Raw genomic sequence first — 18,216 nt, 5'->3', positions numbered from 1 at the left:
CGTCCTACACGTCACCCATTGTAGTTGGGTGATCAACTTCGCGAACCTCGACCCGTACGCCGTAGCTGGTCCAGACCTCCGCCGCGAGCACCGGCCCCGCCCACGCCGGCAGGTACGCCTCCCACCACGACAGCTCGACCCGCGCAGGGAGCCGCTCCTCGGAGAGCACCGCCCGGAACCGCTCGTCCACCGCCCCGACCTGCTCCCGGAACCAACCCATCTGCGGGAAGCCCCGCAACCGGTCGTCGGTCAGTGCGGTCTCGATCGCCTGCCGGACGCTCAGGTCGAACCAGTACTCGTCGAGGACGTCGTGGTAGCCCTCCTCGCAGAACCCGACGAACTGCTCCCACGCCTCCACGAAGCCGGTCGGGCGTCGCCCCCGGGTGACCTCGGCAAACCGCTCGACGAACTGCCGGTCGTCGGTCATGCGTCGTAGTCGACCGTGAGCCTGTCCGTGGTCGGGCTGGACTGGCAGGTCAGGACGTAGCCGGCAGCGAGCTCGTCGGGCTCCAGAGCATAGTTGCGGGCCATCGTGACCGCGCCATCGACGACCTTCGCCTTGCAGGTCGAGCAGACACCGCCCTTGCAGGCGTACGGCAGCTCACCGCGCACCTTCAGCGCGGCGTCCAGCACCCGCTCCTCGCGGCCCATCGTGAAACTCGACGACCGGCCGTCCAGCACGATGGTGACCTCGGCCCCGGCGCCCGCCTGGTCCGTGGGACGGCGCACCGGCTCCGGTGGCGCGTCGACGTGGAACAGCTCGGTGTGCACCGCCGACTCGGGCAGCCCGCGCTCGGTCAGCACGTCCCGGACGTCGACCACCATTCCGTACGGGCCGCAGAGGAACCACTCCTCGATGGCGTCACCCGGCACGATGGTGCCCAGCAACCGGGCCAGCCGCTCGGCGTCGATCCGCCCGGAGAGCAGCGGCGACTCACCCTGCTCCCGGGACAGCACGTGCACCAGGTGCAGCCGGGTGGGATACCGGTCCTTCAGGTCCGCCAACTCCTCGGCGAACATCACCGTGTTCGCCGTGCGGTTGCCGTACACCAGGGTGAAGGTGCTGGCCGGCTCGACGGCCAGGGCGGTCGCGACCAGCGCGAGCACCGGGGTGATGCCGGAGCCGGCGACGACCGCACCGTAGTGCCGCGCCCGGTCCGGCTCGAAGGCCGTGGTGAAGGTGCCCAGCGGCGGCAGCACCTCGACCGTGTCGCCTCCGCGCAGCGCGCCGCAGGCGAACGCCGAGAAGGCGCCGCCGGGGATCTCCCGCACCCCGATCCGCAGCCGGCCGTGCCGGGCCAGGTCGTCCGATGTGGAGCAGATGGAGTACGAGCGGCGCACGTCCGTGCCGTCCTCGGCCACCCGTCGCACGGTGAGATGCTGACCCGCGCGGAACGCGAAGGTCTCCCGCAAATCGTCGGGTACGGCGAAGGTGACCGCCACGGCGTCGTCGGTGAGCCGGTCGACGGCGGCGACCGACAGTGGGTGGAAGACCGGCCGGCGACGGACCGGCCGGGTGATGGTGACTGTCACAGCGCCTTCAGGTGGTCGAAGGGTTCGGAGCAGGAACGGCAGCGCCACAGCGCCTTGCACGCGGTGGAGCCGAACCGGCTGACCTGCTCGGTCTCCGGCGAGCCGCAGTGCGGGCAGCGGACCGCGAGAGTCAGCGGCACCACGCCGGCGGCGGGCACCGGGGCCGGCGGGGCGATCCCGGCGGCGGCGAGCTTGGCCCGCCCGCTGTCGGAGATCCAGTCGGTGCTCCACGGTGGGCTGTAGACCGTACGGACCTCGGCGTCCGGGTGACCGGCGACCGCCAGCGCGCGGCGGATGTCGGCCCGGATCACGTCCATCGCCGGGCAGCCGGTGTACGTCGGGGTGATGGTGACGGTGACCCGCCCGCTGGCCGGATCCTTCTCGACCGCGCGCAGGATGCCCAGCTCATCGATGGTGATCACCCGGATCTCCGGGTCCACCACGCTCGCCGCGGCCGTCCTCGCGTCGCTCACCGTGCCGCCACCGTTCGCGACTGCGGGACTCCGCTGCGCTGCACTCCTCGCGCTCACCACTTCGCCCCGGGATGCGCGCGGTGCAGCACCTGCATCTCGGCGAGCAGGTACGACAGGTGCTCGGTGTGCACGCCCGTCCGCCCACCGGCCGGCGACCAGCGGCTCTCGGGCCGGGTGAGCGTCGCCTCGGCCAGCACCGGGCCGACCGTCTCGTCGAACGCCGACCGCAGGGTGGCCGGGTCGACCGGCGCCGCCAGGTCGGCGGTGAACAGTTCGTGCGTGTACGGCCAGACCTGGTCGACGGCCGCCTGCATCCGGCGGTGCGACTCCTCGGTGCCGTCGCCGAGCCGCTTCACCCACAACGCGCCGTGGTCCAGGTGGTACGCCGACTCCTTGCGCGCCTTGGCGCCGATCGCGGCCAGCCGCTCGTCCGCGCAACCGGCCAGCGCCGTGTACAGCGGCAGTTGGTACGCCGCCAGGAAGAACAACTTCGCCATGGTCACCGCGAAGTCGCCGTTGGGCAGCTCGACCAGGAGCACGTTGCGGAACTGGCGGTCGTCACGCAGGTACGCGAGCGCGTCCTCGTCCCGGCCGGCACCCTCCAGCTCGCCCGCGTACGACAGCAGCAGGCGGGCGGCGCCGAGCTGGTCGAGGGCGATGTTGGCCAGCGCGATGTCCTCTTCCATCTCCGGTGCGCGGGTGGTCCACTCCGCCAGCCGTTGCGCGGCGATCAACGCGTCGTCGCCGAGGGCAAGGGTGAAGTCGAAGGGGCCGTTCACGCCATCACCTCGCTTCGCTCGGCGGCGGCGCGAAGCGCCCCGCCACTGCGCTGGCTGGTTCGCTCGCTCACAGGTGGGCCACCCCGTCCGGCACCTCGTAGAAGGTGGGGTGGCGGTAGACCTTGTCGGCGGCCGGGTCGAAGAAGGCGTCCTTCTCGTCCGGGCTGGACGCGGTGATCGCGCCGGCCGGCACCACCCAGATCGACACGCCCTCCTGCCGTCGGGTGTAGAGATCGCGGGCGTTGTGCAGGGCCAGTTCGGCGTCGGGGGCGTGCAGGCTGCCGACGTGGGTGTGCGACAGCCCGCGCCGGGCCCGCACGAAGACCTCCCAGAGCGGGGTCTGCTCCATGCTCGTTCGCTCGGTCACGCCGCCACCTTCTCCTTCTGTCCAGCCCGCTTGGCGGCGTACGCCGTGGCGGCCTCGCGTACCCAGGCGCCCTCGGCGTGCGCGGCCCGACGGCGCGCCATCCGCTCCCGGTTGCACGGCCCGTCGCCGGAGATCACCCGCATCAACTCGTCGTAGTCCGGCTGCGTGTAGTCGTACGCCTGCCGCTCCTCGTTCCAGCGCAGGTCCTCATCGGGGATGCGCAGCCCCAGAACCTCCGCCTGCTGGACGCACATGTCCACGAAGCGCTGGCGCAGATCGTCGTTGGAGAAGCGCTTGATCTTCCAGGCCATCGACTGCGCGGAGTGCGTGGAGTTGCCGTCCGGCGGACCGAACATGGCCAGCGACGGGTACCACCAGCGGTCCACCGCGTCCTGGGCCATCGCCTGCTGCGCCGGGGTGCCGTGCGCCAGGGTGTGCAGGATTTCGTACCCCTGGCGCTGGTGGAACGACTCCTCCTTGCAGACCCGGATCATCGCCCGCGCGTACGGGCCGTAGGAGCAGCGGCACAGGGGCACCTGATTGACGATCGCCGCGCCATCCACGAGCCAGCCGATCGCACCCATGTCAGCCCAGGTCAGGGTGGGGTAGTTGAAGATCGAGCTGTACTTCTGCCGCCCGTCGAGCAGCAGCCGGACCAGCTCGTCCCGGCTGATGCCGAGGGTCTCGGCGGCGGCGTAGAGGTAGAGGCCGTGGCCCGCCTCGTCCTGCACCTTGGCCAGCAGGATCGCCTTGCGCTTGAGCGAGGGCGCCCGGCTGATCCAGTTGCCCTCCGGCTGCATGCCGATGATCTCGGAGTGGGCGTGCTGAGCGATCTGCCGGATCAACGTCTTGCGGTACGCGTCCGGCATCCAGTCCCGTGGCTCGATCTTCTGCTCCGCGTCGACCACCGCGGTGAAGTACGTCGCCAGGTCCTCGTCCGGCGCGGGCCCGCCGCGCCGCTGACGCGCGGCGGCCGCGCGCAGCTCCGCCTCGGCCGCCTCGACCTCGCCGAGCAGGCCGCCGCCGGTTGCGTCGTCCGGGGCGGAGAAGTCATTGCCATACATGAGGACAAGTGTTACAGCTTGCGCCCCGATGCACCAGGGGGTGTAACAGGAAACCCGAGTCACGTTCGGTCACCGATGGGCGCTTCCGTCTCACGCAGGGCGATAGGGAGGGCTATGACTTGGCTCACTGGACAAAGATGAATCCCCCTAGAAGCCGCATACCGTCGCGACATCCCACCTTTATCGCCCTTTGCCAGGTGTGGGGCTCTGGCGGACGGCCGGTCCGGACGTAGACTTCTGCCGGTCACACGATCGGCTGCTCAGATCGCCGGCTCCACAGAGGCCACCTCCCCCGGCCTCGGCGATCGCACCGGTCGCCCCGGACAACAAGCCGGTCCCCCGGCCCTGACATCTGGAGCTCACCCACCTCATGCGATCTCGCGTGATCATGGTGTTCGCCGTCGTGGCGGTCCTGCTCGGTGGCGTCCTGCTGGTCCCCGCCGCGTACGCCCGCCTCGCTGGCGACGACGGCATCGGAGGCGGCGGAGGCGGCGCCGGGAGCGTCGCCGCGCCCTCACCCACCCCACCGCCACCGCCCACGCTCGCCGCCGGCCCGGTGTCGGTGACCTTCAAGGGCGAGTTCTTCTCCTGGGCGTTGCTGGACCGGCAGACGGGCAAGATCTCCGGGTCGTCGAACATGACCTCGACCAGCTCCACCGAGTCGATGATCAAGGCGTGGATCGTTTCCGACTACCTGCGCCAACTCGGTGACAAGGAGCCGTCGGCCGGGTTGAAGAAATCCGCCAGCGCTGCCATCCGCGACAGCAACGACGACGCGGCCAACGCGGTCTACAAGGCCGCCGGCGGCTCGTACGCCGTCCCGGCGGGTGGCCAGCCGGGGCCGGTGATCAAGCGTGCGATCAGCATCTGCGGTCTGACCGACACCAAGCGCGGCAATGTGCCGAAGTACGAGGGCTTCTGGAGCTTCACCCGGATGTCCCCGCGGGACGCCGTCCGGCTCGGCGACTGCATAGCCGACGGCAAGGCCGCCGGCCCGAAGTGGACCAAGTGGGTGCTCAGCGAGATGAGCAAGGTGCAGGGCACCACCGCGGCCAAGGACCAGAAGACCAAGTCCGGCGGCGGCCGCTGGGGGATCATCAACGGCCTGCCGAAGTCGATCACCGCCCAGGGCCCGGTCAGCATCAAGAACGGCTGGACCGAGCTCTACTACGACGGCAACTGGCACGTCAACTGCCTTGCCGTCAACGGCAAGTGGAGCCTCGCGGTGATGCTGCGCTACCCGATCAAGAGCGGGCTGGACTACGGCGCGCAGGTCTGCGCGAGCGTGGCCACCCAGCTCGTCACCCCGCAGCCCGGCGCCGCACTGAAGGTGCCGCAGCAGCCGGTCGGAAAGCTCTGATGGCCGGCAACCGTCGGGCCGACCGGCGCGGCGGCGGCGAGGCGTCCCCCCTGCGGCTGGTGGCGATCGCGATCATCCTGATCGGGCTGGTCCTGGTGTCGCTGCGGCTGCTGCCCGGGTCGCCGTTCGAGTCCACCGCCGCCGCCCGGTGGGGCGACGCCGGCAGCACGACGAACGACCGGTCCACCGGCACGCCCACCGACCGCAGCGCCCGCCAGCCGGTGCCGGCACCGAGCCCCACCCCCTCCCTGGAGCCGCTGCCGTTCCAGGCCAAGGACCTCAAGCTCGACATCGAGGGCTGGTACTCCTGGAGCGTGCTCGACCGGCGCACCGGCAAGATCATCGGCTCCAAGAACATGGACGGGACCAGCACCACCGCTTCGATGATCAAGTCCTGGATCGTCGCCGACTACCTGCGCCGCGCGGCCGACGCCGGCGACACCCCGAGCGACGCGAAGCTCGCCGACGCGACCCGGATCATCCGGGACAGCGACAACACCCGTGCCGAGCAGTTCTACAACTCGGTCGGCCGCTCCGCCTCGATCCGGCGACTGCTCTCCATGTGCAAGCTGACCGACAGCAGCGTCGCCTCCGACGGCGGCTGGAGCCGGACGGCGCTCTCCCCCCGGGACACCGCCCGGCTGGGCAACTGCATCGCCGACGGCACCGCCGCCGGGCCGAAGTGGACCAAGTGGCTGCTCAACGAGATGAAGCTGGTGCGCGGCGCCGGTGACTTCGGCATCCGGAAGGCGTTCCCGGCCGCGGAGCAGAAGCAGATCGCCATCAAGAACGGGTGGATCGACCGGACCAGGGAGCAGGAGATGCACATCAACTGCCTGGCCATCGGCGACACCTGGACGATGGGCGTGATGGTCAAGTACCCGATCGGCATGGGCTACGACTACGGCATGAAGAACTGCGAGAAGATCACCGAGGCGCTGCTCCGCCCCGGCGTCTGACCCACGCTCCAACGCCGAGCCGGGCGGGCCGGCCGGCCCGCTTGACCGGCTCAGCCCGCTTGACCGGCTCAGCCGGCGAAGAACTCCGGCCCGCCGTCCGGCAGAGCCGGAGCCTCGCCGATCGCGGCGGCGCGGCGAGCCCACTCGCGCAGCCCGGCGACCTGTCGGTCACCGAGCGAGAAGTCCAGGGTCCGGAAGTACGTGGCCAGCGTCGCGGCGTCGAACGTCTCCCACCGCGCCGCCGCCTCGGCGACCTGGTCAAGCTCGTCCAGGCAGAGGTCACGCGAGCGCAGGAACGCCTCGTGCACCTCCTTGACCAGACCCGGGTGGGCGGCGGCGAAGTCACGACGAACAGCCCAGACGGCGAAGACCATCGGCAGGCCCGTCCACTCCCGCCATGCCTGCCCGAGGTCGGTGACCGTGAGGCCCCGCTGCGGCGCCTCGTAGAGCGCGCGCAGCGCCACGTCCCCGATCAGCACTCCAGCGTCGGCCTCCAGCAGCATCTGGGTCAGGTCCGGCGGGCAGCGGAAGTAGTCGGGCCGCACGTTGTACCGCTCGGCGAGCAGCAGCTGGGCCAGCAGCACCCCGGTCCGTGAGGTCGAGCCGAGGGCCACCCGTGCGCCGTCGAGCTCGGTGAGGGGGCGGGTGGAGACGACGTTGACCGAGAGCACCGGCCCATCGCTGCCCACCGCGAGGTCCGGCAGGAGCAGCAACTCGTCGGCGTGCCGCAGATACTCCAGCAGCGAGATCGGGCCGATGTCCAGGTCACCGGCCACCAGGGCAGTGTTCAACCGGTCCGGCGAATCCTTGTGCAGGTCGACGTCGAGCAGGGCACCGGAGCGCATCAGACCCCAGTAGATCGGCAGGCAGTTCAGGAACTGGATGTGCCCGACCCGCGGGCGTGCGATGCGCTCAGCCATGACCCGACCGTATCGCCGGCTCCCGGATTCGGCTCGGCGGGTCCGCCCGGAGTGGCCAACCCCGCATCCGCGCGGGTCGACCGCTGGTGCTGTGGTTCGCCCGGCTCGTCCGGGGACGGCCGGCGTACCACCCGCGCGACGACCGGCACGAAAGCCAGCACCACCAACAGTCCGGCCCCGCCGGCCGCGGCGATCAGTGGCCGGGGCGGGGCGGCCGTGAGCAGCGCACCGCCGACCAGGAAGCCGGCCATCGAGCCTCCCTGCACCGCCGCGCCGTAACTCGCGTATGCCCGGGCCCGCATCGCCTCCGGCACCCGGCGAGCGGTGAGCAGATTGGCGAAGACGTTCTCGCCCCCGTTGGCCGCGCCCGCCACCAGCCAGAGCGGCACCAGCAGGCCCGCCGCCGGCACCGTCGCGGCGAGCAGCACCATCAGGCTGCACCCGGCCAGGGTGAGCAGCACCCCACCGACCAGGGCACCATCGTCGTCCAGCCGGTGGGCGAGCCGGGCGGCGAGCCAGCCACCGGGCAGCATCCCCGCCATCCAGGCGGCGCTGACCAGGCCGTACGTGGTGGGCGAGCCGTTCAGCGTCTCCCGGATGAAGAAGACCTCGATCACGTTGATGCCGCCGATCGCCGCGATCACCACCGCGGTGCTCACCACCATGACGAGCATCAACGGGTCCCGGCGCAGCCTCCAGGCGGGGGCCGTACCGCCCGGGTTGGCCGGGGTGACCACCGCGGTGGTCCGCCGACCACCGCGCCGCGTCCGTAGCAGCAGCCCGGCGACCACCAGTGCCAGGTAGGTCGCGGCGTCGAGCAGCAGCGGTACGCGGGTGCCGAACTGCCCCACCAGCAGCCCGGCCAGCACCGGGCCGCCGAGTGCGCCGAGGGAGACAGCGGTCTGACTGATCGCGCTCGCCCGCGGCAGGTCGCCCGGGCGGACCATCGCCGGCAGCAGCGCCGCCAGGCAGGGCTGGGTCACCGCGAGCCCGCAGGCGAGCAGCGCGACGAGCCCGACCACCAGGACCGGGTGATCGACGAGAGCGAGCAGTGCACAGATCGCGGCCTGGGCCAGCCCGACGGTCACCAGCAGGGTGCGGCTGTCCACCCGGTCGGCGAGCCGGCCGGCCAGTGGTGCGAGCACCACCAGGGGCAGGGTGGCGGCGAGCAGCAGCCCGGACACGGCGAGCCCGCCGGCGCCGGCGCCCTGGAGCGCCAGCGCGAGCGCGGTGGCGGCCAGGAAGTCACCGCAGATCGTGGTGCCCCGCGCGGTGGCGGCGAGCCAGACGTCCGGCCAGCGCGACCCGCCAGTTGTGAAGGACATACTTCGAAAATATTCCTTCACATCGGATGACACAAGCCCCTACGGCAGCGGCACCACGTGGTACTGCACCGAGACAGCTCGCGCACCCGACGGCGGATCGGTCCGGCGGTTCCGCTGGCGGTACGGCTCCAGCACCGCCGAGACGGCCTCGTTCACCCCGGCCATCTCCTCCGGGGTGAGCAGCAGCAGGGTGTCGCTGAAGAGCGCCACGTCGTACCACTCGGCCGGCTCGCCCCCGGCACGCCGCATCCAGTCCCGGGTCCGTTCCATGTCCCGAGCCGCATGCGCCTCCACCAGCGCCTGCTCGGCCGCACGCGCGTCCGGACCGGCATCGCGACCCGCGTCGACCATCAGGTTGGAGCTGAACGTGCGCCACACCCGCTCGCGCGCGTCCCCCCGGCTCGGCGCCTGCTCGATCAGGCCGAACTTCGCCAGCGCCCGCAGGTGGTAGCTGGTCGCGCTCGGCGACAGCCCGGCGATCTCCGCGCACTCGGTGGCGGTCCCGCCACCATCGCGACTGCTCAGGTATTCCATGATCGCGATCCGGGCCGGATGGGCCAGCGCCCGCATCACCTGCGGGTCACTGATCGTCATCCGACGGGGCTCGGGGCGGGCCTCGGTCATGCCCCCATGATCCCGGCCACCGGCGCGAGCCGCCATCACCCCCCGCGGTCATGCTGGCACCTCGGCCTTCGTGCTGCCCGGCGATCAAGGCGGGCGAAAGTGTCGTACACCTGTTCTATTGTCACTTCATGTTGGCGGCGTTGGCGCAGGCGGGAGGGGCCGTCGACGACTGCGTCGAGGCCGCACCGTGGGCGCTCTCCGACGCCGATCTGCTCGCGGCGCTCGACGCGACGCACACGGTGGCGCAGCGGCTGGCCACGATCCAGCTCGGGCTGGTCCGCGAGCTGGACGCCCGCGGCGTCGCCATCGCCCAGGGCGCCTCGTCCACCGCAGTCTGGCTGCGGGAGCGGCTCCGACTCTCCGGTCGATCAGCCCGCCAGCTGGTCCAGCTCGCCGCCACCGTCGACGCCGCGCCGTCTGCGGTGCGCGACGCCATGCTCGCCGGCGCCATCACCGTCGAGCAGGGCCGGGTGATGGCGGAGACGATCGCGGCCCTTCCGGTCGAAGGGGCCGGAGGTGGCCGACAAGGCCACTCAACTGCTCATCGCGTGGGCCGACCGGTTCGACCCCGCCACCCTGAGCCGTCTCGGGGACCGTGTCCTCACCCACGTCGCGCCGGACCTGGCCGACCAGGCCGAGCTGGCGGCGCTCGAACGGGCCGCCGAGCGGGCCGAGGCTCGCCGGCACGTCACCCTCTCCGAGCAACAGGACGGGCAGGTACGCCTCAGCGGCAGCCTCGACACCGAGACCGCGAGCCTGCTGCGCGAGGCGATCGATCCGCTGTGCGCCCCGGCAGGTGCGCACGACGACCGCAGTCCCGGTCAGCGCCGGGCTGACGCGCTCGGCGAGATCTGTCGGCTGGCGCTGCGCACCGGTCACCTGCCAGGCAGCGGCGGCGACCGGCCGCAGCTGGTGGTGACGGTGTCGCTGGACGCGTTGGTCAACGGCGTCCGCGCCGGTGCTCTGGAGACCGGGCGCGCCTCACACCGGGTGCGGTTCGCCGCCTCGCCTGCGACGCCGCCGTGCGGCCGGCCGTGCTGGGCGGCAACGGTCAGGTCCTGGACGTCGGGCGTCAGCGCCGGCTCTTCACCGGGCCGCTGCGCCGCGCGCTGGTGCTGCGCGACCGCGGCTGCGCCTTCCCCGGCTGCGACCGGCCACCCCGATGGTGCGACGGTCACCACGTCCGGCACTGGGCCGATGGCGGCGCGACAGCGCTGGACAACGCCGTCCTGCTCTGCGGCCACCACCACCACCGCCTTCTTCACCAGGGCGACTGGACGGTCCGCATCGTGCCCGACGGCCAGCCCGACTTCCTCCCGCCCCGCTGGCTCGACCCGCTCCGCACCCCGCGCCGCAATCTCTACCACCGGCGCTGCTGACGCCGAGGAGCACCGCCTGCACCGCCCCTGGGGTGGGGATCAAGCATGCTGCCGCGACGTCAGCGCCAACGCCCTCACGCAGCCTCACCGCACCCTCAGCGCCACAAGGGTCCGGCGCCACGCTGACCGCTCAGCGCCGGGCCGCATCGCCGCGCATCCGTCACGCCGCACCGCCGCACCGCCGCCACGCCGCATCGCGGTGTCCTCGGCTACGCCGCCGCGGCGCCACGCCGTCTCCATCGGGTGGTCGCTTCGGTAATTCAGTGGAAGGGCCGGGCGTGGGAGCGTAGGGTTGCAGGCCGCTTGACGGCCGAGGTGACCTGCACCGGAACGGACGTCCCCGCGCCGGGCGGCCGGCCATCCGCCCCCGGACACGCGAGCGCGCAGCAGATGTGAACGATGGGACGTCAGCATGCCCGCACTCGACCTCGACACCCACCTCGACACGGATCTGGCCGCCGAGCGCGCACACCTGTTCACCTCACGGGCGGCGCTACGGCGGATGCGGGAGCGCGCCGAGGCCCTCTTCGCCACCGGGGACCAGGTGGCCGGCGACGCCTACGCCGCGGAGACGCTCGGCCGCACGCTGTCCCGCCGGGTGGCCGAACTGGCCGACGACCCGACCACGCCGCTCTTCTTCGGCCGCCTCGACTTCGCCGGCACCAAGGACAGCGAAACCCCCGACGACGACTCCGTGCCGGGCCCGAGCCCGCGCACGGGGTTGGGCAGGAGCGGCGCCACCGGCACGACCGGAGCCACCGACACGACCGGCCGCACCGGCGCGACCGACGGGGAGACGGCCAGCGGCGGCGGCGATCATGACGGGCGTCAGTACCACGTGGGGCGGCGGCATGTCACGGACGAGTTGGGCGAGCCGTTGGTGCTGGACTGGCGGGCACCGGTCTCCCGGTCGTTCTACCGGGCCAGCGCACGGGATCCGCAGGGGGTGGCGGTCCGGCGCCGGTTCGGGTTCAGCAACGGGGTGCTGACCAGCTTCGAGGACGAGCGACTGGACCGGGGCGAGGAGCTGGGCACGACCAGCCGGATCCTCACCGACGAGATCGAGCGGCCGCGCGTCGGGCCGATGCGGGACATCGTCGCCACCATCCAGCCGGAGCAGGACGAGCTGGTCCGGGCCGACCTGGCCGACTCGATCTGCGTGCAGGGCGCGCCGGGCACCGGGAAGACGGCCGTCGGCCTGCACCGGGCCGCGTACCTGCTCTACCTGCACCGGGAGCGGTTGCGACGGGCGGGTGTGCTGATCGTCGGACCGAACCGGGCGTTCCTGTCGTACATCGCGGCGGTGCTGCCGGCCCTCGGCGAGGTCGAGGTCGAGCAGGCCACGGTGGAGGAGTTGATCTCGCGGGTGCCGGTCCGGGCGGTCGAGCCGCCAGCGGTCGCCGCGCTCAAGCACGACGTCCGGATGGCCAGCGTGCTGCGCCGCGCCGTGCAGGCACAGATCGGCACGCCGACCGACTCGATCACCGTGTCGGACGGCTCGTTCCGGTGGCGGATCGGGCTGGAGCCGCTGCACCGGATCGTCGAGGAGACCCGCCGGGAAGGGCTGCCGTACGGCACCGGCCGGGAGCGGGTCCGGGCGCGGGTGGTGAGCCTGCTGCAACGGCAGGCCGAGGCGCGGCGGGCGGAGTCGCCCGGCGACGCCTGGCTGCGGCGGATGGGCCGGTGCCGACCGGTGACCGATTTCCTGGACGCGGTCTGGCCGGCGCTCACCCCCGAGGGGCTGGTACACGGCCTGTTGGCGGACCCGGCGCGGCTCGCCACCGCGGCGGACGGCTTGCTCAGCGACACCGAGCAGGCGCAGCTGATCTGGACGAAGCCGGCCCGTACGGCGAAGGCGACCCGCTGGACCGTCGCCGACGCGGTGCTGATCGACGAGGCGACCGGGCTGCTGGAACGGCCCTCCGGGTTCGGGCACGTGGTGGTGGACGAGGCGCAGGACCTCTCGCCGATGCAGTGCCGGGCCATCGCCCGGCGCAGCGAGCACGGCTCGGTGACGCTCCTCGGTGACCTCGCGCAGGGCACGGCGCCGTGGGCGGCGACCGACTGGCGGGAGTCGCTGGCCCACCTGGGCAAGCCGGATGCGGTGGTGGTCCCGCTGACGGTCGGCTTCCGGGTGCCCGCCGCGGTGGTCGCGTTCGCCAACCGGCTGCTGCCGGCGCTCGCGGTGAACGTGCCCCCGGCCGAGTCGCTGCGCCGCGACGGCGGCCTGGACGTGCGTACCGTGACCGACCTGACCGCCGCGACGGTGGCCGAGGTGCAGGCGGCGCTCGCGCACGACGGTTCGGTCGGTGTGATCGCCGCGGACGAGGCCGTCGACGGGCTGCGCGCGGCACTGGCCGCCGCCGGTGTCCCGACCGCGGCCGCCGACGACGTCGCCGACGCGGAGCGGGTCACCCTGGTGCCCGCGACGCTGGTCAAGGGCCTGGAGTACGACCACGTGGTGGTGGTCGAGCCGGCCGCGATCGTCGCGGCCGAGGCACGCGGGCTGCACCGGCTGTACGTGGTGCTCACCCGTGCGGTGTCCCGGCTCGCGGTGTTGCACCGCGAGCCGCTGCCCGCGCCGCTCCTTGACTGGTCAGCGACCGGAGAGGGCTGAGGCGATCCCACGCAGCGGCTTGCCGGGCTCGGCGATCGGCACCGTGAAGGCCAGCCACGAGCCGTCGGTGAACGCCACCCTTAGCCGCTTCGGGTTGAGCCGGTGCCAACCCACCCGGGCGCCGGCCACCGCGGCCCGGGGCGCCGACCAGACGACCCGGGTGCCGGCCACGGCCCGCTCGTCGTCGGCCCGGCTCGACCAGAAGCTCGAGGACGCCGGCAACGTCGAGATCAGCAAGACCCACCGCGGACGCACCCCGGCCACCCTGATCCGGCTCAGCCGGCGGGGGCCGACTGGCGTTCGAGGAGTACACCGGAGTCATCCGCACTCTGCTCGACCCACCTCGTCGAAGGAGCAGTCATGATCCTCGCGCGTGCCGACCAGGCCAGCCGCCGGTACGGCGACGTCCTCGCCCTCGACCGCGTCGACCTGGACGTCCGGGCCGGTGAGCTGGTCGGCCTGCTCGGGCCGAACGGCGCCGGCAAGAGCACGCTGATGAACCTGCTGGTCGGTCTGCGCCGACCCAGCTCGGGGCGGGTCGAACTGTTCGGTGGTGACCCGCGCGACCCGGCGTCCCGGCGACAGATCGGGGTCACCCCGCAGGAGACCGGCCTACCCGGGACGCTGCGCGTCGGTGAGGTCGTCGACTTCGTCTCCGCGCACTACCCGGACCCGGTGCCCCGGGGAGAACTGCTCGACCGCTTCGGCCTGGGCGATCTCGCCCGGCGGCAGACCGGTGGCCTCTCCGGCGGGCAGCGCCGCCGGCTGGCGGTGGCGCTGGCGTTCGTGGGCCGGCCCCGGCTGGTGCTGCTCGACGAGCCGACCACCGGCCTGGACGTGGCCGCCCGGCACACCCTGTGGGATGCGATCCGGGCGTTTCACGACGACGGCGGGACCGTGCTGTTGAGCAGCCACTACCTGGAGGAGGTGGAGGCGCTGGCCCGCCGGGTGGTGGTGATCGGTCAGGGCCGGGTGCTCGCCGACGACACGGTGGACGCGGTACGCGGCATCGTCGGCGTACGCCGGGTCAGCCTGGTCGCCGACGAGCTGCCCGAGCTGCCCGGCGTGGTCCGCACCGAACGGATCGACGGCCGGCTGCACCTGCTCACCACCGACGCCGACCAGTTGGTCCGGGCGCTGGTCACCGCCGGGACCGTCTTCGCTGACCTGGAGGTCCGGCCCACCTCGCTGGAGGAGGCGTTCCTCGCCATCACCAGCGGGAGCGAGCCCGCCACCGGGCCAGAGCCCACCGGCGGCAAGCCCGCGCAGCCCGCCACCGCCGCTGCCGGCGGCCGACCGACCACCGCCTGAGGAGGCGATCACCGTGCAGCTCGCCCTGGTCCACGCCCGCTACCAGCTCCTGGAGATCATCCGGATTCCGGTGGCGATCTTCGGCAGCGCCTTCTTCCCGGCCGCCGCGATGATCTTCTTCGTGGTGCCGTTCGCCGGCGACGACCCGGTCGGCGCCACCTTCGCCACCGCGTCGATGGTCACCTTCTCGGTGATGAGCGCCAACATCTTCCAGTACGGCGTCGGTGTCGCCGAGGACCGCGACCAGCCGTGGAACCCGTACACCCGGACCCTGCCGGCCGGGCCGGCACCCCGGTTCGCCGGCCGGGTGCTGGCCGGCCTGGCGCTGACGTACCTCTCGCTGATCCCGGTCGTGGTGATCGGCGCGACGCTGACCGCGGCCCGGATCAGCCCGGCGGCCTTCCTCCTGGCCGTCGGCACCGTGGCCGTCATCTCGGTGCCGTTCACCCTGATGGGGCTCGCCATCGGCTACTCGCTGCCGAGCAAGGCGGCGATCGTCGTCGCGCAGGTGGTCTTCCTGCCGCTCGCGTTCGGCGGCGGCCTGCTCTCCGCACCGGGTGAGGCGCCCGGGTTCATCGAGACGATCGCGCCGTTCCTGCCCACCCGTGGTGCGGTCGAGCTGATCTGGGCGGCGGTCGGTGACTACCCGATCCAGCCGCTGTCGCTGGTCATGCTCGGCGTGTGGGTGGTGCTGCTCGCCACGCTCGCCGGCTGGGCGTACCGGCGGGACGACGGTCGCCGGTTCAGCTGACGATTCGTCCGTTTCCGCCCCGGGGCGCTGCGGGACGGTGCCAGGATTCCGGCAGGGGGCCGCCGTGGCCGCCGGGCCGAGAGGGGTCTTGACGTGAGCACCGTCCCGCCGGGTACGCCCTGCTGGGCCGACCTGGCCACCCCGGACCTGACTGACGCGCGACGCTTCTATCCCGAGCTGTTCGGGTGGACCGGCCAGGTGACACCGGAGCCCGAAGCGGGCGGCTACACGGTCTTCCTGCTCGACGGCCGGCCGGTGGCCGGAGCCGGGCCGCCGGCGATCCCGGACCAGGTGCCGATCTGGTCGACGTACCTCGCCACGGACGACGCGGAACTGGTCGCCGGCCGGGTCGAGCGGGCCGGCGGGCAGGTCGTGGTGCCGCCGTTCGAGGTCTTCGACCGGGGAAGGATGGCGGTCTTCGCCGACCCGGCGGGCGCCACGTTCAGTGTCTGGCAACCGCTGGCGATGCCCGGCGCCGAGGTGTTCAACGTGCCGGGCGCGATGAGCTGGACCGAGCTGGTCACCCCGGACCCGGAGGGCGCGAAGGTCTTCTACGAGCTGGTGTTCGGCTGGCAGCCGGACGACCAGCCCGTCGGCGGGATGACGTACACCGGGTGGCGGCTCGGGACGCACATCGTCGGCGGGATGATGCCACCGTTCGCCGACGACTTCCCGGCCGACCTGCCCGCGTACTGGACGGTGTACTTCGCGGTGGCCGACGCGGACGCCGCCGCGGCCCGCGCCGCCGAGCTCGGCGGGACCATCCTGGTGCCGCCCCGGGACAACCCGGCGGGCCGGTTCGCCGCCCTGCGCGACCCCCAGGGTGCCCTCTTCTCCGTCATCGACCTCGGCCCGGACGGCGACTGACCGGCCGGCTCAGCGCGGTCGGACGGGGACGACCAGAGGCCCGTGGGCGCCGGGGACGACCCGGACGCTGGCCCGGTAGTGGGTGGCGAGCAGGTGCTCGGTCAGCACCTCGTGCGGGGTCCCGACGGCCGCCACACGGCCGTCGGCGATCAGCACCATCCGGTCGGCGTACTCGCCGGCCAGGGAGAGGTCGTGCATGGTGGCGAGCACGGTCAGGCCGTGCTCGCGGCGCAACTGGTCGACCAGCTCCAGCACCTCCTGCTGGTGGCCGATGTCCAGTGCGCTGGTCGGCTCGTCGAGCAGCAGCAGGGTCGCGCCCTGGGCCAGCGCCCGGGCGAGGAAGACCCGCTGCCGTTCACCACCGGAGAGGGTGGCCAGCTCGCGGCGGTGGAAGCCGGTGAGGTCCAACCGGGCGAGCACGTCGTGCACGGCGGTCACATCCGCGGCGGACTCCCGGCCCAGTGGCGGGATGTAGGGGGTGCGGCCGAGCAGCACGTAGTCCAGCACCGACATGCCGGGCGGCACCACCGGGGACTGGGCCACCGTGGCCACCACCCGGGCCCGGTCGCGGCGGCGCAGCGCGGCGCTCGGCGTACCGAACAGGGAGATCGCCCCCGGCGCGGGCAGCAGCCCGCCGACGGCGCGCAGCAGGGTCGACTTGCCGGCGCCGTTCGGACCGATCACGGTGACCCACTCGCCGACGGCGACGGTGAGGTCGACGCCGCTGAGGACCGGTGTGCCGTCCAGGCTGACGTGCAGGCCCCGCACCTCGACCGCCGGCGCGCCGGCGACGCGGTCCCGGCCGGCGGCGGGTTCGAGGCTCACGTGAGCACCCGCCGGGCGGTACGCAGCACGAGCACGAAGAACGGGCCACCGAGCAGGGCGGTGACCACCCCGATCGGAATCTCGGCCGGTGCGGCGGCGGTGCGGGCCACCACGTCGGTCAACGCCAGGAACGCGGCGCCGAACAGCAACGACAGCGGCAGGATCACCCGGTAGCTCGCTCCGGCGAGCAGCCGGACGGTGTGCGGCACGATGATGCCGACGAAGCCGATCAGGCCGGTCGCGGAGACCGCCGCGGCGGTGCCCAGCGAGGCGGCCGCGATCAGCAGGTAGCGGGAGCGCTGCGGGTGCAGACCGAGGCTCTTCGCCTCGTCGTCGCCGACCGCGAGGACGTCCAGCTCACGGCGGTGCAGCAGCACCACCACGGTGGTCAGCACGGCGTACGGCAGCACCAGCAGCACGTCGTGCCAGCCAGCGGTGGCCAGCCGCCCGAGCAGCCAGGAGTAGACCGGCTGGATGCTGTCGGAGTGCCTCTGCAGGAGGTATGTCTGCCCGGCGGAGAGGAACGCGGAGACCGCGACCCCGGCCAGGATCAGCATCGCCGGTGACCGGCTCCGCCCGCCGGCGCCACCGAGCAGGTAGGTCATCGTCACGGCGAGCAGCGAGCCGGCGAACGCGGCCAGCGGGATGGTCAGCGGCAGCCCGGTGATCGCGCCCTGCCGGCCGACGCCGCCGAGGGCGATCACCGCGGTGACCGCGAGCCCTGCGCCGGCGGCCACGCCGAGCAGGTACGGGTCGGCCAACGGGTTGCGGAACACCCCCTGGTAGCAACCGCCGGCCAGGGCGAGCAGGCCGCCGACGAGCAGGCCCAGCACCACCCGGGGAAGCCGCAGCTCGGTGACGATGGCGATCTCCCGCTCGGTCAGCCCGCTCTCCAGGCGCACCCCGGGTACCAGGTTGAGCAGCTCGGCGGCGACGCTGCCCGGCGGCAGGCTGATCGGGCCGAGCGACACCCCGGCGATCAGCGCGACGAGCACCGCGAACACGCCGGCGACCAGCCAGCGCTTGCGCAGCCCGGCGGGGCGCCGCCCCGGGGGGGTCGCG

General features: G+C 72.8%; 20 protein-coding genes and 1 pseudogene. 8 read left to right on the top strand and 13 right to left on the bottom strand.

What is annotated here, in order from left to right:
- Positions 1 to 4 precede the first annotated feature (4 nt).
- From KBX63_RS11395 to paaA, 6 genes are all read right to left on the bottom strand, one after another.
- Positions 5 to 427 carry a hypothetical protein gene (locus KBX63_RS11395; RefSeq protein ID WP_210910981.1) on the bottom strand — a complete coding sequence of 141 codons (423 nt, stop codon included), beginning with the start codon at positions 425 to 427 and terminating at the stop codon, positions 5 to 7.
- Entirely contained in the window at positions 424 to 1,533 is a 1,110-nt protein-coding gene (paaE, locus tag KBX63_RS11390; RefSeq protein ID WP_210910980.1) for a 1,2-phenylacetyl-CoA epoxidase subunit PaaE, read from the bottom strand. Before paaE ends, KBX63_RS11395 begins: the two co-directional genes overlap by 4 nt.
- The gene (paaD, locus tag KBX63_RS11385; RefSeq protein WP_210910979.1) at positions 1,530 to 2,006 is read right to left on the bottom strand and encodes a 1,2-phenylacetyl-CoA epoxidase subunit PaaD; all 477 of its coding nucleotides are present in this window, start codon (positions 2,004 to 2,006) and stop codon (positions 1,530 to 1,532) included. Before paaD ends, paaE begins: the two co-directional genes overlap by 4 nt.
- A 53-nt stretch (positions 2,007 to 2,059) precedes the next feature.
- Entirely contained in the window at positions 2,060 to 2,785 is a 726-nt protein-coding gene (gene paaC / locus KBX63_RS11380; RefSeq protein ID WP_210910978.1) for a 1,2-phenylacetyl-CoA epoxidase subunit PaaC, read from the bottom strand.
- A gap of 67 nt (positions 2,786 to 2,852) precedes the next feature.
- Entirely contained in the window at positions 2,853 to 3,134 is a 282-nt protein-coding gene (gene paaB / locus KBX63_RS11375) for a 1,2-phenylacetyl-CoA epoxidase subunit PaaB (RefSeq protein WP_210911228.1), read from the bottom strand.
- Positions 3,135 to 3,148: 14 nt separating this feature from the next.
- Complete coding sequence (gene paaA / locus KBX63_RS11370; protein WP_210910977.1) at positions 3,149 to 4,216, bottom strand: 1,2-phenylacetyl-CoA epoxidase subunit PaaA; 1,068 nt, start codon at positions 4,214 to 4,216, stop codon at positions 3,149 to 3,151.
- 370 nt (positions 4,217 to 4,586) lie between these two features.
- Here paaA and KBX63_RS11365 point away from each other — a divergent pair, with 370 nt between their 5' ends.
- A complete protein-coding gene (locus KBX63_RS11365) occupies positions 4,587 to 5,576 on the top strand; it encodes a hypothetical protein (protein WP_210910976.1) in 990 nt (329 codons plus the stop codon).
- Positions 5,576 to 6,535: a hypothetical protein gene (locus KBX63_RS11360; RefSeq protein ID WP_210910975.1), complete on the top strand. Its 960-nt coding sequence runs from the start codon at positions 5,576 to 5,578 to the stop codon at positions 6,533 to 6,535. Before KBX63_RS11365 ends, KBX63_RS11360 begins: the two co-directional genes overlap by 1 nt.
- 68 nt (positions 6,536 to 6,603) lie before the next feature.
- Here the strand turns inward: KBX63_RS11360 and KBX63_RS11355 are convergent, their stop codons facing one another.
- The 4 genes from KBX63_RS11355 to KBX63_RS36395 all read right to left on the bottom strand — a co-directional run bounded on the left by KBX63_RS11355 (position 6,604) and on the right by KBX63_RS36395 (position 9,937).
- Positions 6,604 to 7,455: a menaquinone biosynthetic enzyme MqnA/MqnD family protein gene (locus tag KBX63_RS11355; RefSeq protein WP_210910974.1), complete on the bottom strand. Its 852-nt coding sequence runs from the start codon at positions 7,453 to 7,455 to the stop codon at positions 6,604 to 6,606.
- On the bottom strand, positions 7,407 to 8,780 hold the full coding sequence (locus KBX63_RS11350) for an MFS transporter (RefSeq protein WP_210910973.1): 1,374 nt from the start codon (positions 8,778 to 8,780) through the stop codon (positions 7,407 to 7,409). Before KBX63_RS11350 ends, KBX63_RS11355 begins: the two co-directional genes overlap by 49 nt.
- Positions 8,781 to 8,819: 39 nt before the next feature.
- Positions 8,820 to 9,404 carry a helix-turn-helix transcriptional regulator gene (locus KBX63_RS11345; protein WP_210910972.1) on the bottom strand — a complete coding sequence of 195 codons (585 nt, stop codon included), beginning with the start codon at positions 9,402 to 9,404 and terminating at the stop codon, positions 8,820 to 8,822.
- A 368-nt stretch (positions 9,405 to 9,772) separates the two neighbouring features.
- The gene (locus tag KBX63_RS36395) at positions 9,773 to 9,937 is read right to left on the bottom strand and encodes a hypothetical protein (RefSeq protein ID WP_307871703.1); all 165 of its coding nucleotides are present in this window, start codon (positions 9,935 to 9,937) and stop codon (positions 9,773 to 9,775) included.
- Between KBX63_RS36395 and KBX63_RS36390 the strand changes: the two are divergent.
- From KBX63_RS36390 to KBX63_RS11330, 3 genes and pseudogenes are all read left to right on the top strand, one after another.
- Positions 9,921 to 10,316, top strand: a pseudogene (locus KBX63_RS36390) (DUF222 domain-containing protein); the annotation flags it as partial. The gene KBX63_RS36395 and the pseudogene KBX63_RS36390 sit on opposite strands and share 17 nt — an antisense overlap.
- 110 nt (positions 10,317 to 10,426) lie before the next feature.
- Entirely contained in the window at positions 10,427 to 10,783 is a 357-nt protein-coding gene (locus KBX63_RS36385; protein WP_307871690.1) for an HNH endonuclease signature motif containing protein, read from the top strand.
- Between the two features lie 412 nt (positions 10,784 to 11,195).
- Entirely contained in the window at positions 11,196 to 13,400 is a 2,205-nt protein-coding gene (locus KBX63_RS11330) for an AAA family ATPase (protein WP_247662158.1), read from the top strand.
- On the opposite strand, the gene KBX63_RS11325 is transcribed toward KBX63_RS11330, so the two are convergent.
- A complete protein-coding gene (locus KBX63_RS11325) occupies positions 13,380 to 13,655 on the bottom strand; it encodes a hypothetical protein (RefSeq protein WP_247662157.1) in 276 nt (91 codons plus the stop codon). The two genes, KBX63_RS11330 and KBX63_RS11325, sit on opposite strands and share 21 nt — an antisense overlap.
- Before the next feature lie 105 nt (positions 13,656 to 13,760).
- On the opposite strand from KBX63_RS11325, the gene KBX63_RS11320 reads away from it, so the two are divergent.
- The 3 genes from KBX63_RS11320 (at position 13,761) to KBX63_RS11310 (ending at position 16,329) form a co-directional block, all read left to right on the top strand.
- On the top strand, positions 13,761 to 14,711 hold the full coding sequence (locus KBX63_RS11320) for an ABC transporter ATP-binding protein (protein WP_210910971.1): 951 nt from the start codon (positions 13,761 to 13,763) through the stop codon (positions 14,709 to 14,711).
- Between the two features lie 13 nt (positions 14,712 to 14,724).
- Entirely contained in the window at positions 14,725 to 15,462 is a 738-nt protein-coding gene (locus KBX63_RS11315; protein WP_210910970.1) for an ABC transporter permease, read from the top strand.
- A gap of 93 nt (positions 15,463 to 15,555) precedes the next feature.
- Positions 15,556 to 16,329 carry a VOC family protein gene (locus KBX63_RS11310; RefSeq protein WP_210910969.1) on the top strand — a complete coding sequence of 258 codons (774 nt, stop codon included), beginning with the start codon at positions 15,556 to 15,558 and terminating at the stop codon, positions 16,327 to 16,329.
- Positions 16,330 to 16,338: 9 nt separating this feature from the next.
- On the opposite strand, the gene KBX63_RS11305 is transcribed toward KBX63_RS11310, so the two are convergent.
- Together KBX63_RS11305 and KBX63_RS11300 are read right to left on the bottom strand one after the other, a co-directional pair.
- On the bottom strand, positions 16,339 to 17,154 hold the full coding sequence (locus KBX63_RS11305; protein ID WP_210910968.1) for an ABC transporter ATP-binding protein: 816 nt from the start codon (positions 17,152 to 17,154) through the stop codon (positions 16,339 to 16,341).
- The gene (locus KBX63_RS11300; RefSeq protein ID WP_210911226.1) at positions 17,151 to 18,185 is read right to left on the bottom strand and encodes an iron ABC transporter permease; all 1,035 of its coding nucleotides are present in this window, start codon (positions 18,183 to 18,185) and stop codon (positions 17,151 to 17,153) included. The genes KBX63_RS11305 and KBX63_RS11300 overlap by 4 nt, the downstream gene beginning before the upstream one ends.
- Between the last annotated feature and the right edge of the window lie 31 nt (positions 18,186 to 18,216).

Source organism: Micromonospora sp. U21, from assembly GCF_018070045.1.
Taxonomy (GTDB): domain Bacteria; phylum Actinomycetota; class Actinomycetes; order Mycobacteriales; family Micromonosporaceae; genus Micromonospora.
The sequence above is the reverse complement of the archived record's forward strand: the minus strand, read 5'-3'. Positions and strand labels throughout refer to the sequence as shown.

What these genes read in the sequence shown, in the direction of transcription:
- KBX63_RS11395 (WP_210910981.1), bottom strand. Translation starts at nt 427, where the DNA reads ATGACCGACGACCGGCAGTTCGTCGAGCGGTTTGCCGAGGTCACCCGG.
- paaB (WP_210911228.1), bottom strand. Translation starts at nt 3,134, where the DNA reads ATGGAGCAGACCCCGCTCTGGGAGGTCTTCGTGCGGGCCCGGCGCGGG.
- paaA (WP_210910977.1), bottom strand. Translation starts at nt 4,216, where the DNA reads ATGTATGGCAATGACTTCTCCGCCCCGGACGACGCAACCGGCGGCGGC.
- KBX63_RS11365 (WP_210910976.1), top strand. Translation starts at nt 4,587, where the DNA reads ATGCGATCTCGCGTGATCATGGTGTTCGCCGTCGTGGCGGTCCTGCTC.
- KBX63_RS11360 (WP_210910975.1), top strand. Translation starts at nt 5,576, where the DNA reads ATGGCCGGCAACCGTCGGGCCGACCGGCGCGGCGGCGGCGAGGCGTCC.
- KBX63_RS11355 (WP_210910974.1), bottom strand. Translation starts at nt 7,455, where the DNA reads ATGGCTGAGCGCATCGCACGCCCGCGGGTCGGGCACATCCAGTTCCTG.
- KBX63_RS11350 (WP_210910973.1), bottom strand. Translation starts at nt 8,780, where the DNA reads ATGTCCTTCACAACTGGCGGGTCGCGCTGGCCGGACGTCTGGCTCGCC.
- KBX63_RS11345 (WP_210910972.1), bottom strand. Translation starts at nt 9,404, where the DNA reads ATGACCGAGGCCCGCCCCGAGCCCCGTCGGATGACGATCAGTGACCCG.
- KBX63_RS11330 (WP_247662158.1), top strand. Translation starts at nt 11,196, where the DNA reads ATGCCCGCACTCGACCTCGACACCCACCTCGACACGGATCTGGCCGCC.
- KBX63_RS11320 (WP_210910971.1), top strand. Translation starts at nt 13,761, where the DNA reads ATGATCCTCGCGCGTGCCGACCAGGCCAGCCGCCGGTACGGCGACGTC.